The organism is Streptomyces sp. V2I9 (genome assembly GCF_030817475.1).
Taxonomy (GTDB): Bacteria; Actinomycetota; Actinomycetes; order Streptomycetales; family Streptomycetaceae; genus Streptomyces.
In genome coordinates, this window is record NZ_JAUSZJ010000002.1 from 424,790 (window position 1) to 439,122 (window position 14,333).

The window sequence follows — 14,333 nt, forward strand, 5'->3', positions numbered from 1 at the left end:
CCACTGCGGCAGGGGTGGGGTGTCGGCCACCTGGGCACGTCCAAACATTAGAGGTAGACGAGATCGACGCTCTCGTCTACGCAGAAGCGCAGGACGACCACCAGCTGTTGAGCGTCTTGGATGTGCTGTTGGAGGAGTGGTCCGTCGGGCTCCTCCAGCCATCCGCCAATGATCGTTTGAAGGCGAGGCAGCATCGCAGCGCACGCGGTGGCAGGGAGATCGTCACCACCGACATCCGGGTGATCGAGGAGCGGCTCCAGGGTGGTGGAGAGGTCACTCCACGGCCGGTCGCCGCCAAAGCCCCACATCTCTGGGAGGCTGAACCCCTCGGCCTGTGCGAGCCGTTCCCGGAAAGCGTTGAAGCGGACGTAGGACCATTGGACGTCCGGGCTGTTGACGTCTCCGTCTCCTGGGAACAGAGTCAAGCCCACGTGGTCCTCCTCGCTTGCGCAGTGGACAGGATCGGCCAGAGCGAGCGTCATCGGCAACTGAGATGATCGCCGCGCGGCTGGTGTGATCACGGCGTCGGAGCCGTCCTGGACAGTCCCGTTCTCCGGGCTGAGCCCGCGCGCCTTCGGGAAGCTGGTGACGCTTCTGCGGAGCCAGGGTGTGGACGTGGTCCGCAAGGCCCGGCTCTGGGGCCCCTCCCGCTGGCGAACCGGGCACTGCTGGTCGCGGCCCACTGGCGCGCGAAACCGACCATGCGCCAGCTCGCCCCGTTGTTCGGGGTATCCAAGTCCGCAGCGGACCGGATCATCGACCATCTCGGGCCCTTGCTCGCCTTCCAGCCTTCCAAGCGGTTCACCGAGGACACCGTGCTCATCGTGGACGGCACGCTGGCCCGACCCGCGACCACACCATTGCCGAGCGGTCGAAGAGCTACCGGTACTCCACCAACCACCCGGTCGTCATCGACGCCGACACCCGCCTGGTGCCGTCGTCGGCCGACCGCTCGCCGGGAACCGCGACGACTGCAAGGCATGGGAGGAATCCGGTGCCGAAGCCGCCGTCGGCAAGACCCTCACAATCGCCGACGGCGGCTACCCGCGCACCGGACTCGTCATCCCGCACCGCCGACAGCGCGGCCAGCGCGAACTCCCGGACTGGAAGGAGCAACACAACAAGTCCCACAAGCAGGTCCGGGCCCGCGTCGAGCACGTCCTCGCCCGCATGAAGACCTGGAAGACCCTCCGCGACTCCCGCCTCAAAGGAGCCGGCGTCCATTGCGCCATGCTCGGCATCGCCCGGATGCACGACCTCGCCCTCGCCCTCGCCCTCGCCGAGTAGACGAGCGGTGCTCACGACGGGTCGGGCACGCCCCGGTCGACTTGTAGATCATTTACGGGACAACCTTTAGCTTGATCTTTAACCCACTGCGCTGTGCATCAGGACCGTATGTCGGTTGCTGGTGATATCTGTGGGGCGTGGAAGATGCGATCTCGAGTGCGATAGCCCTGCTAGGTGAAGCCTTCGTGGCAGAGACCCGTCGCCGGGCGCTGGGCTGGGAGGGGCTTCGGTCGTGGGAGGACCAGCAAGGTGTCGTGTTGCCGGAGCCGTATCGCACCTTCGTGGCCGAGATTGCGAACGGAACGAACGAGGGCCCGATGTACGAGGGCGGTCTTTTGCCTCTGGGAGCGAAATCCGACAGCTGGGTCAGCTGGAAAGCTGACTGTTGGATGAGTCCTCAGCCGTTCGACGGCACCGCCCTACGAGCTCGTAACACGATCTTGTTGAAGTGGCCTGGTAGGTCGTGACTGATGTGAGGATTCGGCTGTTCGTGATGGTGTGAGTATCCGGCCGTGGATCGTGGACGATGACTTGTGGGCTTTGGTCGAACCGCTGCTGCCGCCGTGGCCTGAGCGGTCACCAGGGCCGCGGCCTGTGCCGGACCGGCTCTGCCTCCAAGGCATCCTGTTCGTTCTCCACAACGACATAGCCTGGCAACTCCTGCCCCTAGAACTGGGGTTCGGTTCCGGCCAGACCTGCTGGCGTCGCCTGGGCCGGTGGCAGAAGGCAGGAGTCTTCGAGCAGCTGCACCGAGTCCTGCTTGCGGAGCTGAACGCGGCCGACGAACTCGACTGGCTCACGGGCGTGCGTGGACGGCTCCCACATCCGCGCGAAAAAGAGGGACCGGAGACCGGTCCGTCGCCGGTCGACCGGCGGAAGACGGGCAGCAAGCACCACCTGAACGGTCGCGGACATGGAGCACGAGGCGCCCTGCCCGGCTACTCAAGGCGCCCTGCTTCGGCACGGCCGCCCCGCCGTCGCGCACGCTCATCGCCGACCAGCACCAGGCGATTTTGGTGACGGGCAAAGTGCCCTGGGCCGATCTCGCGGTGAGTGCGTAAGCGGCGAAGGTTGCCGGTGACCAGTAGCCGGACGTCGTAGCGCACCGGCGAAGCGGCGGCCATTCGTGCCTGCTGAGCGTCCGAGGCCGGGCCGGGAGGGTTTCGGTACTCCTGCTGGGGTTGAGATATCGGCATGCAGATCCTTTGGCGATCGGTCAAGATCACATGCCATCCTGAATCCGGTACGGGGCTTCGTAGTTGGTTCTGCGGCAACGGGAGAGCCGCCTGACCTTCGGGTCGTCGGTATGAGCGAGGAGATCCGGCACGACCTTTCGGGCGCTGTTGAGTGGTCGGTCCGTGACTTCACCAGTGCCGAAACGGAGCTGCACCTCCAAGATCCTGGCTGGTAGCCGAGCGCAGTGTGTCAGCCTGCCTACGCGTGTGCTTGCCGGCGTAGGCCAAGGCGCTGGAAGTCGGGTTCGGCGGGGAACGGAGTGATGATGGCCAAACGTATTCATTTCACGGCGGAGGACCTCGCGCGGACCAGGGTGAAGAGCACCTTGGGTGCGGCCGCTGAGACGTTGGACGGCGTCAGACAGCTCCGGGAGGGGGGCAGGGCCCCGGCTTTCCAGAGCTGGCGGGCCTCGGTGATCAGCAGGTGGGGCGGGCCTCGTCGCGAACAGGCTGCCCCCTTACTGGCGTTGATGCCCGCGCATGGGCCGCAGATCGATATCGCGACGCTCGCCGGGGACGCCACGTGCATCGACGAGGCGGTCGACAACCTGCTGGCGGCTTCCCGCGCGCAGACACGCCTGGAAGTGGAATACCTCGACATCCATCCAGCTCATCGAGGGTGGGCTCAGTCCCTCGCCGAGGGCGACCGTGGAGCCCGCCAGGATCTGGCCGAGGCGTTGCGGGCTTGCCACAGGGCGGCCATTGCCCCGTACTGGCCCCAGATGCGCCACCACCTCACGTCCGCTCGGGACAGCTATGCGCACACGATGGCCGAGGGCGGAGTCGAGGGTTTACTGGCGACGTTGTGCGCTCCACTGGTCCACTGGCGGCCTCCTGTTCTGGAGGTGCGGCACCCACGCGACGCGGACATCCATTTGCAGGGGCGAGGGCTCGTCATTGCTCCGACGGTGTTCTCCTCGCGGCAGGTAGAGGTGCTGTTGAACCTGGAGGACCCGGAGCAGCCGCCCGTCCTGGCACTGCCCACGGTCGGCGGGGAAATGGACGATTCCGCACAGTGGCTCGCGGGAGAATACACCGAGGGGGCGCTCGAAAATCTCGTCGGGCGGACCAGGGCCACCGTCCTCGCGACCGTGGCCGACGGGTGCAGCACGACAGAGTTGGCCCGCCGCCTGGACATCTCGCCCGCGACGGCCAGCGAGCACGCGGCCGTGCTGCGCCGCGCCGCTCTGATCACGACTCGCCGCGACGGCAAGGCCGTACTGCACACGACCACACGCTTGGGCACCGCGCTGCTGACCGCTACCGCTCATGGTTTCGGCCCCTGACGAAAGGATCGCCGCGACCCGCCTGCCACGCCATAGTCGAATGCGTTACACCGTCCGAAGCGGCGGCACGCACGGGCGGACGATCCGCGCGTGCCACAGCAGAAGGGCCCTGGTTGTTGCGCCTTGTTTATTCACAGTTATGGGCGTGACACCGAACAACCGGCGCGGGCTAGACATGGCCCGTCAAGGCACCTCGTCACCGGGCAGCGGTCGCCCGCAGGCCCCGGCGAGGTGGATCCGTCCCGTGCACGGAACGACTCCGCGCACGACACAACGAGGGAGACAAGGATGAGCACCATCACGGCGTTTGCCGACCGTCTGCTGAGTGCGGTGGCCCCGCACACCAGCGCCCACGCCCAGACGTCGGGAGCCCAGGCATGCTACATCGAGCAGACCGTGTGCAGCCCCAGGTGCCCGTTCTGGTGGTGGAAGGAAATCTCCTACTGGCGCTGCGACGACGGCTACCGCTACACCACCGAGACGGGCTGCACCGATTCGGACAACTGCTGACCCGCATCGCATAACCCGGTGAGTAACGGCCGCGCCTCCCTCGGGAGGCGCGGCCCCACTCGCCCAGAGGTGAGACAGATGGACTACGTACTGATCGCCTGCCGCGTCCTCGTCGGACTGGTCTTCCTGCTCTCCGCGGCCGGAAAACTCAAGGGACGCCAGGAGTTCGAAGATTTCCGGGCGGCAACCCGCGCGCTGGCTCCCGGCCTGCCGGAGCGGGCGGTGGCACCGGGAGTCATCGTTCTCGAACTCGCCGTCGTCACACTCCTGTTGTTTGAGGGCGCGGTCGCTGCCGGCTTCCTGCTCGCCCTGGGACTGCTGACCGCCTTCACCGTCGGCATCGCAGTTGCCGTAGCGAACGCCAGGCAGGTGGTCTGCGCGTGCTTCGGCGCGTCGTCCGCGCCCGTGGGCGCCGCCCATCTTGTCCGCAACACGGTGCTGCTGCTCGCGGGCGCGGGCGGGCTCGCCGCCGCGCTCACCGGGACCGGCACCGCCGACGACATCGCGGGCGCGGTGACGGCGTCGGTGACCGGAGCAGCCGTGGCCGTCATGACCCTGTTCACCGACGACATCTCGCACCTTTTCCGACCGATCCACTGACGGGGGATTGACTCATGGCGTTTATCGTCGCGCTCCTGGTTCTCTTCGGAGCGCTCTCTATCTTCAACATCGTTCTCACCGTGGGACTGGTCCGCCGGGTGCGCGAGCTCAGCACCAAGCAGCGGGCACCGATGCCGCCACGGGCCGACCTCCCTCCGGTCATGCGCGCCGAGGGCGAGCGTGTGGAGCCCTTCCGGGCCGTCACCGTGCGCGAGGAGCCGGTCTCGGAGGACTTCCTTGCCGTGGGCCCCGTGCTGCTGGGCGTCTTCGCCTACGGCTGTACCTCATGCCACGAGCGGATTCCCGAGTTCCTGTCCTTCGTCGCCGCCCAGGACTACCGTCGCGACCAGGTCCTGGTGATCCTGGTGGGCAAGACCGCCGACTTCACCGAGGAACTTCCCCTGCTCGACCCGATCGCCACCGTGGTTGTCGAACGCCGACAGGGACCGGTCGCGCGGGCCCTCGGAGTCAAGGCGTATCCGGCCCTCGCGGTGATCGGCGCCGGTGGTATGGTGCGGGCCGCCGGCGCGGGGATGAATTCCCTGACCCCCGTCCACGAGAGCGCCTGACCCGGTGAGCGGCATCGTCCGGGCGCTGCGCCTGACCTGGCGCGCCAGCGCCGGCTACACCTGCGGTCTCGTCGTCCTCACACTGCTCAGCGCTCTTGTGCCGGTCGCCACCGCCTGGCTGACGAAGCTCCTGCTCGACCTCGTCGCGCCGGGCGGGGCGGACAGCGCGGGCGGGAGCGACGGCGGGCGCGGCGAAGTGGACCTGGACCATGTGGTCACGCTGGGCATAGCCCTGGCCGGCGTGGGTATCGTCGGCGGCTTCCTGCCGCACGCCGTCCAGTACGTCAACAAGGAGGTCGAGCGCCGGGTCGGGCTGCTGGCCCAGCAGCAACTCTACGAGGCCACCGGCGCGTTCGTCGGTATGGGCAGATTCGAGGAGCCGGTCTTTCTCGACCGCCTGCGGCTTGCCCAGCAGCACGGCGGCGCCACCCCGGGCGTCGTGGTCTCGGCGGTCCTCTCCGTCATCCGGGCGGTGGTCATGGCGCTCGGCTTCCTTGGCTCGCTGGCGCTGCTCGCCTGGTGGCTGCCGATGGCCATCGCCTGCTCCGTGGCCCCGGTGCTCGGTGTGGAACTCTGGCTGGCCAAGCGCCGTGCCGACACGCACTGGCGGCTCGGGCCGACCGAGCGCCGGGAGTTCTTCTACCGCGAGCTGCTGACCAACCTCCAGGCCGCCAAGGAGATCCGCCTCTTCGACATCGGCGGACACCTGCGCGACCGGATGACCTCCGAGCGACTGAAGGCCAACAACGAACGGTCGAGGCTCGACCGGCGGGAACTGACGGCCCAGTCCCTGGCGGGGCTGGTCACCGCCGCCTGCTCCGGCCTGGCGGTCCTGTGGGCGGTGGTCTCCGCCGCGAACGGGCGCATCACCATCGGTGACGTGTCGCTGCTGATCGGCTCCGTGGTCGGAGTGCAGTCGGCGGGCGCCGGCATGATGCGTGACATCGCCCGCTCGCACCACCAGCTTCTGATGTTCCGTCACTTCACGGCCGTGATCGACAGCGGCCCGGACCTCCCGGTGCCCGTAGTCCCCACCGACGTGCCGCCGTTGGGTATGGGTATCGAGTTCCGGGACGTCTGGTTCCGGTACTCCGCCGAACACCCCTGGGCACTGCGCGGGGTCAGCTTTACCTTGGGACACGGTCAGGTGCTGGGTCTGGTCGGCCGCAACGGTGCCGGCAAGAGCACTATCGTCAAGCTCCTGTGCCGGCTCTACGACGTCGAACGCGGCGCGATCCTGTGGGACGGCGTCGACATCCGGGAACTGGACCCGGTGCGGCTGCGGCGGCGGATCGGCGCGGTCTTCCAGGACTTCATGAAGTACGACCTCAGCGTGTCGGAGAACATCGCGCTGGGGGACCTGCCCTGCGAATCCCCGGAACGGATCACCGCGGCGGCGGTGGAGGCCGGTGCCGACACCTTCATCGGGGAACTGCCTCAGAAGTACGACACCCTCCTGTCCCGCATCTTCTTCCAGGGCGACGACGTCAAGGCCACCCGGGGGGTGACGCTTTCCGGCGGTCAGTGGCAGCGGCTGGCCATCGCCCGCGCGTATCTACGCAGCGAACGGGACCTGCTCGTGCTCGACGAGCCGAGTTCGGGACTCGACGCCGAGGCCGAGGCCGAGATCCACCGGGGACTGACCCGGTACCGGCAGGGACGTACCAGCGTGCTGATCTCCCACAGGCTCGGCTCCGTCCGCGCGGCGGACACGCTGCTGGTCATCGAGAACGGCGAGATCATCGAGCGCGGGAGTCACGACGACCTGATGGCACTCGGCGGCCGGTACGCCGTGATGTTCGAAGCCCAGGCGCGGGGTTATCGCGGCGAACCCGCCGAGGCGCGGTGATGGGCGTGCAGGGTCTCCTCGGTGCGCTGCTGACCGCGGCCCTCATCACGGCGGCCTGCGGGCTGAGTTGGATCCGCCGCAACATCACCGTCGTACGGGTGCTGGGATCCAGCATGAGCCCCGCGTACGCCGATGGGGAGACGGTCCTCGCCCGGCGCGTACGTGCCTCCCGGCTGCGCTCTGGGGACGTCGCCGTCCTGCGTACGGAGACCGGCCCTCGCGCTGTGAAGGGGAGCGAGGTGACGTATCTGCCGGTCATCAAGCGGGTGGCCGCCCTCCCCGGCGAAGCCGTCCCGGCGGACTTCCAGGGCCGGACGGCGCACACGGCGGGTATCACGGGCACGGTGCCGGCCGGCCGGGTGCTGGTGCTGGGCGACAACCCCGAGCGGAGCGTCGACTCGCGGGATTACGGGCTCCTGCCGCTGGACGCGGTCGAGGGGCGCGTGGTGCGCAGGTTCCGCGAGCCGGGCAGGGCAGGCTCTAGCTGACCAGCCGGGAGGGGAGCCAGCCAAGCCGATTGCCGTCCGCGGTGAACACGTATTTGTCGGTGGCATCACGCCTGACCGCGATGAATTGCCCGCTGGAATCAAAGAGGTGCTCGGCCACCGGCGCTCCGTTCTTCGTGCCGCTGCGCCGTCGACCTTTGCGGCGGCCACCGACATCAGGTCGTCGCCGGGGCGGGTGTGCGCGCGTTCCACGAACGGGCCGATGCGTACGGCGATGTCCTGGGCGCTGCCGGTGCCCGGCGTCCAGGGCTCGGGGTCGCGCAGTGCCGTAAGAGCTCGTAACACGATCATGTGCGGGTCCTCTTTAGGCGTCGGTAGCAGATCAGGCTGCAGGCGAGGGAGACGAAGGCGTCGTGGAGTTCGGTGCGGCGTTCCCAGCGCACGGCGAGCCGCTTGAACTGGTGGAGCAGGGCGAAGGTCTGCTCGACGACGTAGCGGAGCTTGCCGATGCTCTTGACGTTGGGTGATCCCTTGCGCGAGATGACAGGCAGGATCCGGCACTCGCGCAGCGCCTTTCGGTTCCGGTTGGAGTCGTAGCCCTTGTCGCCGAGCAGGGCGTCTGGTCGGCGGCGAGGCCGGCCAGGGCGGCCCGCGACGGGTGGGATGCCGTCGACCAGGGCGAGGGCCCGGGTGACATCGTTGACGTTCGCCGCGGTCGTGATGACTTTGAGCGGGGTGCCGCGACCGTCACAGATCAAGTGGTGCTTGCTGCCGGTCTTGCGCCGGTCGACCGGCGACGGACCGGTGTCGGCACCCCCTTTTTCGCCCGGACGTGGGAGCCGTCCACGCAGGCCCGCGACCAGTCGAGCTCGCCGGCCGCGTTCAGCTCGGCGAGCAGGACCCGGTGCAGCTGATCGAAGACTCCTGCCTTCTGCCACCGGCCCAGTCGGCGCCAGCACGTCTGCCCCGAGCCGAACCCCAACTCCCGGGGCAGGAGTTGCCAGGCTATGTCGTTGTAGAGGACGAACAGGATGCCCTGCAGACAGAGCCGGTCCGGCACCGGCCGAGGCCCTGAAGACCGTTCCAGCCAAGGCGGCAGGAGCGGCTCGATCAGCGCCCACAAGTCGTCGTCCACGATCCACGGCCGAGTACTCACACCATCACGAACGGCCGAATCGTCACACCGGTCACGGCCAACCAGCACACTTCAACAAGATCGTGTTACGAGCTCTACGCAAGCTCGACCGGCCTTTCCCGCTTGTAGAGGAATGGCAGTGGGAGTACGAGTACTACGACCACGCCCTCCACTCGGCGTCGCTGCACGAGATCTACCAGCACGGCTCCGTGCTGCTGGGCAGTGATCAACCCGGCGACTACTGGACGTTGGTGGTTACTGGTCCTCAGCGCGGCAAGGTGTGGTGGCTCAGAGACGGATGCGCCACACCCTATTCTTCGTCCGGAGAACGTGGAGTCGGCTTCCTGGACTGGGTGAGGGACTGGCACCTCGGACAGGGCTGGTGGCGCTCCGAGTAGCCCAGTTTCAATCTCGAACCTCGTAGGTCGAACGGTTCGTCATACTTGATCACTCGGACTGGTAAGTGCCGTACGAGCAGCCGACCTTCGGCTGAGCGTGTGCTCCGACCAAGGAACACCCAAGCTCAGCACGAAGGCCGTGAGGATGAGCCTGTCGCATAACGTCGTCCGGCAGCATCCGTTTGCGGGACTGTGACGCTTCCGGGATGAGTTCTATTCCTGTCTGACCCGGCGTGCGGACACGCTGTTCGAACTCGCGGACGCGGTGTTGTGCGCGGACGGTCCGGTCCGGTCGCTGGTGGAACTGTCGCTGTTCGGTGAACACCGTCGCGGGCACGGCGGGGCTCTACGATGCCCTGTCCGCGGGCCGGGTCGATGTCGCCCGACTGCGGCAGGCCCTGGCCATGGCGCGGCTGCCTCGGGCGGCCGACGGACGGCTGGTCCTGGCCGCCGATCTCGCCTGCTGGCTGCGACCGGACGCGCACACCTCACCGCAGCGGATCCTGTGCCACACCTACGGGCGGGGCAAGGACCAGCACATTCCCGTTCCCGGCTGGCCCTGCTAGGTGATCCGCGCACTTGAGACGGGCCGCAATTCCTGGACCGCGCCGCTGGACGCACTACATCTTGGCGCCGGGTGACGACGCCGCCACCGTCACCGCCAGGCAGGCGAGCTCGTCGAGCGGCTGATCGATGCCGGGCAGTGGACGGACGGCGATCCCGAGATCCTGATCGTCGTGGACGCCGGCTACGACGTTCCCCGCCTGGCCTTCCTCCTGAAGGATCTTCCGGTGCAGGTGCTGGGCCGAATGCGCTCGGCCCGCGTCCTGCGACGCGGGGTCCCAGCCCGCGAGCGCGGTGTCCGGGGCCGCCCACCACGCCACGGCGGGGAGTTCGTCTTCGGTGGCCCGGCCACCTGGAACGCTCCCGACGCACAGACGGTGACCGCAACACGTCTCTACGGTACCGCCGTCGCACGGGCAAGGGACCGGCTCCACCCGAGACTGACCCACCGCTCGGCCTGGACCGCCCAGCTGGGCGCGCTGCCGGTCATCGAAGGCACGGTGATCCGCCTGCAGGTCGAGCACCTGCCCAGCGGCGCGACACCCGAGCCGGTCTGGCTGTGGTGGTCCGGCCCCGACGCCACCACGGTCCAGGTCGACCGTCTGTGGCAAGCGTTTCTGCGGCGATCGAGCACACCTTCCGTCTGTTCAAGCAGACCCTGGGCCGGACCTGCCCGAAGATCCGCACTCCTGAAGCCGCAGACCGCTGGGCCTGGCTGATCCTCGCGGCTTTCACCCAACTCCGACTCGCACGCCCACTGGCGGCAGACCTCCGCCGGCCGCGGGAGAAGCCGGCTCCGTCCGACAAACTCACCCCCGCACGAGTCGGCCGCGACTTTCGGCACCTCTGCCCGAAGGCCACCTGCCCAGCCGGAGCACCGAAATTGACGCAGCCCGGTCCAGGACGACCACCCGGCCGCAAGAACAGCCAGCCCACCGCACGCTACGACGTGCACACCGTCAGCGAACCCGGCTCCACGAAGCGACGGACGAAGAAGTCAACGGCCCCACGGCCACGCCGCACAGGTTAAAGATCAAGTTTGTGATCTGCTCGTGAGTTCGCCGGGCATCACGCGAGTCGCTTGGCGACCGCATTCGCGGCTTTGCCTGGGGGCGCCTGTTGGCTTCGGTCTGCTGTCGGTTGTGGGTGACAGCAGACCGAAGCCGTTCGTCCTGAGTGGAACCGAGCAGCAGGTGTCGAGCAACTGGGTCAGGTGCCGCATGCCCCCGCAGGGTTTCGCCTTGCGGGGGCGGATCTTGCTGGAAGCCGTCGCCGTGTTCGTCCGCCTTCGCACCACGAGCCTTGCCGTAGGCGTCGCCCGACACGGCTCCTGCATTCAGGCCGTGCCGACCCCGCCCAGGAACGACAACCTGACCTGACGGCCCGCATTGTCGACGTTCGTGTCCACCAGGCAGACCGACTGCCAGGTCCCCAGCTCCAGCCGCCCAGCGACCACCGGCAGGGTGGCGTGCGGTGGGACGAGGGCGGGGAGCACGTGGTCGCGGCCGTGGCCGGGGGTTCCGTGGCGGTGCTGCCAGCGGTCGTCGGCGGGGAGCAGTTGGTGGAGGGTGGCCAGGAGGTCGTCGTCGCTGCCCGCGCCGGTCTCCAGGACGGCGATGCCGGCCGTGGCGTGAGGGACGAAGACGTTGAGAAGGCCATCGAGGCCCGGCGCGATGCGGGTCAGGAACTCTTCGCAGGCACGGGTCAGGTCGGTGACGCTCTCCGTCGTCCCCGTGGTGATGTTCAGGACGGTGGTGCTGAAGGAATCGGACATGCCTCCATCCTCACCCCGCACACGCGCGATGACGCGCCCACGCACCGAGGCCGGTCCGGTCCGGTGCGTCTCGGGGCCGGACGCCCGGGCGCCATCGGGGGCGCTGAGCCGCGCCGTGCCGCTCTCCGGGTTGCTCGGGAAGATCCGGCGCGCCCGACGAGTTGGTAGAAGCGTGAACATTTCTGGGGTGCGCGAGCTGGACGTGGTCGTGATCGGCGCGGGTCAGGCAGGGCTGAGCGCCGCCTACCATCTGCGCCGGGCCGGGCTGGAGCCCGACGACCGCTTCGTCGTGCTGGACCACGCGCCCCGGCCGGGAGGCGCGTGGCAGTTCCGCTGGCCCTCGCTGACGTACGGCAAGGTCCACGGGATGCACGCGCTGCCGGGCATGGAGCTGACCGGCGCCGACCCCGACCGGCCCTCCTCGGAGGTGGTCGGCGCGTACTTCGCCGCGTACGAGCAGCGCTTCGATCTGCGGGTCCACCGGCCCGTGGAGGTGAGCGCCGTACGGGAGGCCAGCGGCGGGCGGTTGCTGGTGGAGACATCCGAGGGGGCGTACGCCACGCGAGCCCTGATCAACGCGACCGGCACCTGGGACCGGCCGTTCTGGCCGCGCTATCCGGGTCAGGAGACGTTCCGGGGGCGGCAGTTGCACACGGCGGACTATCCGGGGCCCGAGGAGTTCACGGGGCAGCGCGTCGTCGTGGTCGGGGGCGGCGCCTCCGGTACGCAGCATCTGATGGAGATCTCCGGGTTCGCGGCCGACACCTTCTGGGTGACCCGCAGCGCACCGGTGTTCCGCGAGGGGCCGTTCACCGAGGAGTGGGGGCGGGCGGCCGTGGCGATGGTGGAGGAGCGGGTACGCGACGGGCTGCCGCCGCAGAGCGTGGTCAGCGTGACCGGACTGCCGATGACCGATGCGGTGCGCCGGGCCAGGGAGCAGGGGGTGCTGGACCGGTTGCCGATGTTCGACCGGATCACGCCGACCGGTGTGGCCTGGAATGATGGCCGGACCGTCGAGGCGGACGTGATCCTGTGGGCGACCGGCTTCCGGCCCGCCGTGGAGCATCTCGCGCCGCTGAGACTGCGTGAGCCGGGCGGCGGCATCCGGGCCGAGGAGACCCGTGCCGTGCGCGACGGGCGCGTCCACCTCGTCGGGTACGGCCCGTCCGCGAGCACCATCGGTGCCAACCGTGCGGGCCGCACGGCCGTCCGGTCGGTGATGCGGCTGCTCGGGACGACCGATGAGCGGCGGCTGGGGCGGGGGGCCGGGCCCGCCGTCACGGACGGGGTTCCGTTGGCCCGAACCGCGCCGTCCGTGTGAGGGGCCGGCGCAGGAGGCCACCGCCGTGCGGATCGCGCCGCGCCGTCAGCTCGTGGTGCCGTCGCCCCGGCTGCGGTTGAACTCCTCCACGTTCTTCCGCTGTTCGGCGTAGTCGTCGGTGAACCGGGTGTCGCCGGGGCCGACCGTGACGAAGTACAGCCAGGGTCCGGGCGTGGGGCTGACCGCCGCTCGCAGCGCCTCCTCCCCCGGATTGCCGATGGGCGTCGGCGGGAGGCCCTTGACCCGGTAGCTGTTGTACGGGCTGTCCAGCCGGGTGTCGGTGGTCGTCGTGTCCAGGGTGGAGCGCTTGAGGGCGTAGTTGATGGTGGAGTCCATCTGCAGCGGCATGTCCTTGAGCAGCCGGTTGTAGACGACCCGCGCCACCTTGCCCATGTCGGAGGCGGTGTCGGCCTCGGCCTGGACGATGCTGGCGATGGTGACCGTGTCGTAGACGGAGACGTTGTTGCGCTGGGCCCCTGCCGTGACGTGGTCCGCGCCGAAGTGCTTGCGCGCGGTATCGGTCATGTAGCGCAGGAGGCCGGCGGGCTCGGTTCCGGCGTCGAGCGGATACGTGGCCGGGAAGAGGTAGCCCTCCGGGTTGCCCTCGGCCCGCGCAGGCAGGTTCAGGTCCACCGTGGAGGCGATCTTCCGGGTGCTCCCGGACGCGAGGCCGAGTGCTCGGTCGACGGACGCGTACACCTCCGACGCGCGGCGGCCCTCGGGGATCAGCAGGGTCTTCCGCGGCCGGTCCTTCTCCTTCTGCCGCTCGTCCGGGCCGAGCAGCGTCAGCGGGATCAGCACGGCGGCCGAGACGAGCAGCAGCACGCCGACGACCAGGACGATCTTTCCGCGGCGGGTCGGGCGGAGTCGGCGGCGGGGGCGGGCGTCCGGGGACTCGTTGACCATGCGGGCACGTTAACCCGCGGCACGAGCCGTCGCCGGTAGCCCGGCCAGGGCGTCGGCGCGGGCGACACGAACGCCGTAGCGGGCCTTCGGGACACCTGACCCCCGGAACACACGACTCTGGAACATGCGAACAAGGGATCGGGTGTTCGCTGGAACGCGTGATCGTCAGGACATTCTTTGCTCATCACCCGTCCGGGGCGCGATGATTGCAGAGCGCAGTCAACGGGCTGCAGACCGCTACTGCGCAGTCCCGCAGATGCACCACGCACAAGGAGAAAGACCAGATGAACTTCCTGACCAACCTGCTGGCCGGCGTCGTCCACTTCGTGGGTTGGCTCGTCTGACCATAGCTCCGCCCGGCGCCGCCGCTCCCCGTCCCAGGGAGCGGCGGCGTCGCCGTGTGTACGGGGCCGGGCAGCGCGCTACGACGCGCGCCGGGGCGGTGCCGTCCGA

15 protein-coding genes and 2 pseudogenes are annotated in these 14,333 nt (G+C 68.9%); 12 read left to right on the forward strand and 5 right to left on the reverse strand.

What is annotated here, in order from left to right:
- Window positions 1-47 precede the first annotated feature (47 nt).
- A complete protein-coding gene (locus tag QFZ71_RS01925) occupies window positions 48-431 on the reverse strand; it encodes a hypothetical protein (RefSeq protein WP_307666502.1) in 384 nt (127 codons plus the stop codon).
- Between the two features lie 82 nt (window positions 432-513).
- Here QFZ71_RS01925 and QFZ71_RS01930 point away from each other — a divergent pair.
- The 8 genes and pseudogenes from QFZ71_RS01930 (at window position 514) to QFZ71_RS01960 (ending at window position 7,824) form a co-directional block, all read left to right on the forward strand.
- Window positions 514-1,287, forward strand: a pseudogene (locus QFZ71_RS01930) (transposase).
- A 519-nt stretch (window positions 1,288-1,806) separates the two neighbouring features.
- A complete protein-coding gene (locus tag QFZ71_RS30400; protein ID WP_373465071.1) occupies window positions 1,807-2,307 on the forward strand; it encodes a transposase in 501 nt (166 codons plus the stop codon).
- A gap of 478 nt (window positions 2,308-2,785) precedes the next feature.
- The gene (locus QFZ71_RS01935; protein ID WP_307666503.1) at window positions 2,786-3,808 is read left to right on the forward strand and encodes a helix-turn-helix transcriptional regulator; all 1,023 of its coding nucleotides are present in this window, start codon (window positions 2,786-2,788) and stop codon (window positions 3,806-3,808) included.
- 288 nt (window positions 3,809-4,096) lie between these two features.
- A complete protein-coding gene (locus QFZ71_RS01940; RefSeq protein ID WP_307666504.1) occupies window positions 4,097-4,318 on the forward strand; it encodes a hypothetical protein in 222 nt (73 codons plus the stop codon).
- Between the two features lie 78 nt (window positions 4,319-4,396).
- Window positions 4,397-4,918: a MauE/DoxX family redox-associated membrane protein gene (locus QFZ71_RS01945; protein ID WP_307666505.1), complete on the forward strand. Its 522-nt coding sequence runs from the start codon at window positions 4,397-4,399 to the stop codon at window positions 4,916-4,918.
- Between the two features lie 14 nt (window positions 4,919-4,932).
- The gene (locus tag QFZ71_RS01950) at window positions 4,933-5,487 is read left to right on the forward strand and encodes a hypothetical protein (RefSeq protein ID WP_307666506.1); all 555 of its coding nucleotides are present in this window, start codon (window positions 4,933-4,935) and stop codon (window positions 5,485-5,487) included.
- Window positions 5,488-5,491: 4 nt separating this feature from the next.
- The gene (locus QFZ71_RS01955; protein WP_307666507.1) at window positions 5,492-7,336 is read left to right on the forward strand and encodes an ABC transporter ATP-binding protein; all 1,845 of its coding nucleotides are present in this window, start codon (window positions 5,492-5,494) and stop codon (window positions 7,334-7,336) included.
- Window positions 7,336-7,824, forward strand: coding sequence for a S26 family signal peptidase (locus tag QFZ71_RS01960; protein WP_307666508.1), 489 nt, complete (start codon window positions 7,336-7,338; stop codon window positions 7,822-7,824). The genes QFZ71_RS01955 and QFZ71_RS01960 overlap by 1 nt, the downstream gene beginning before the upstream one ends.
- On the opposite strand, the gene QFZ71_RS01965 is transcribed toward QFZ71_RS01960, so the two are convergent.
- On the reverse strand, window positions 7,817-7,942 hold the full coding sequence (locus QFZ71_RS01965; RefSeq protein ID WP_307666509.1) for a hypothetical protein: 126 nt from the start codon (window positions 7,940-7,942) through the stop codon (window positions 7,817-7,819). The two genes, QFZ71_RS01960 and QFZ71_RS01965, sit on opposite strands and share 8 nt — an antisense overlap.
- A 187-nt stretch (window positions 7,943-8,129) precedes the next feature.
- Window positions 8,130-8,920 (reverse strand): IS5 family transposase gene (locus QFZ71_RS01970; protein ID WP_373465179.1). Its coding sequence is split into 2 segments (ribosomal slippage): window positions 8,130-8,618 and window positions 8,621-8,920, totalling 789 coding nucleotides; the frame shifts between segments, so codons are not numbered across the junction.
- Window positions 8,921-9,000: 80 nt separating this feature from the next.
- On the opposite strand from QFZ71_RS01970, the gene QFZ71_RS01975 reads away from it, so the two are divergent.
- The 3 genes and pseudogenes from QFZ71_RS01975 to QFZ71_RS01985 all read left to right on the forward strand — a co-directional run bounded on the left by QFZ71_RS01975 (window position 9,001) and on the right by QFZ71_RS01985 (window position 10,598).
- Window positions 9,001-9,315 (forward strand): hypothetical protein, encoded by a 315-nt coding sequence (locus tag QFZ71_RS01975; RefSeq protein WP_307666511.1) that lies wholly within the window; start codon window positions 9,001-9,003, stop codon window positions 9,313-9,315.
- 317 nt (window positions 9,316-9,632) lie between these two features.
- Window positions 9,633-10,205, forward strand: a pseudogene (locus QFZ71_RS01980) (transposase); the annotation flags it as partial.
- A 51-nt stretch (window positions 10,206-10,256) separates the two neighbouring features.
- Window positions 10,257-10,598 (forward strand): hypothetical protein, encoded by a 342-nt coding sequence (locus tag QFZ71_RS01985; RefSeq protein WP_307671633.1) that lies wholly within the window; start codon window positions 10,257-10,259, stop codon window positions 10,596-10,598.
- Window positions 10,599-11,215: 617 nt separating this feature from the next.
- Here QFZ71_RS01985 and QFZ71_RS01990 read toward each other — a convergent pair.
- Entirely contained in the window at window positions 11,216-11,653 is a 438-nt protein-coding gene (locus tag QFZ71_RS01990; protein WP_307666512.1) for a YjbQ family protein, read from the reverse strand.
- Between the two features lie 172 nt (window positions 11,654-11,825).
- Here QFZ71_RS01990 and QFZ71_RS01995 point away from each other — a divergent pair, with 172 nt between their 5' ends.
- Window positions 11,826-12,974, forward strand: a complete 1,149-nt coding sequence (locus tag QFZ71_RS01995) for an FAD-dependent oxidoreductase (protein ID WP_307666513.1) — start codon at window positions 11,826-11,828, stop codon at window positions 12,972-12,974.
- Window positions 12,975-13,019: 45 nt separating this feature from the next.
- On the opposite strand, the gene mltG is transcribed toward QFZ71_RS01995, so the two are convergent.
- Entirely contained in the window at window positions 13,020-13,880 is an 861-nt protein-coding gene (gene mltG, locus QFZ71_RS02000) for an endolytic transglycosylase MltG (RefSeq protein WP_307666514.1), read from the reverse strand.
- Between the last annotated feature and the right edge of the window lie 453 nt (window positions 13,881-14,333).

What these genes read in the sequence shown, in the direction of transcription:
- mltG (WP_307666514.1), bottom strand. Translation starts at nt 13,880, where the DNA reads ATGGTCAACGAGTCCCCGGACGCCCGCCCCCGCCGCCGACTCCGCCCG.
- QFZ71_RS01990 (WP_307666512.1), bottom strand. Translation starts at nt 11,653, where the DNA reads ATGTCCGATTCCTTCAGCACCACCGTCCTGAACATCACCACGGGGACG.
- QFZ71_RS01940 (WP_307666504.1), top strand. Translation starts at nt 4,097, where the DNA reads ATGAGCACCATCACGGCGTTTGCCGACCGTCTGCTGAGTGCGGTGGCC.
- QFZ71_RS01950 (WP_307666506.1), top strand. Translation starts at nt 4,933, where the DNA reads ATGGCGTTTATCGTCGCGCTCCTGGTTCTCTTCGGAGCGCTCTCTATC.
- QFZ71_RS01960 (WP_307666508.1), top strand. Translation starts at nt 7,336, where the DNA reads ATGGGCGTGCAGGGTCTCCTCGGTGCGCTGCTGACCGCGGCCCTCATC.
- QFZ71_RS01945 (WP_307666505.1), top strand. Translation starts at nt 4,397, where the DNA reads ATGGACTACGTACTGATCGCCTGCCGCGTCCTCGTCGGACTGGTCTTC.
- QFZ71_RS01935 (WP_307666503.1), top strand. Translation starts at nt 2,786, where the DNA reads ATGATGGCCAAACGTATTCATTTCACGGCGGAGGACCTCGCGCGGACC.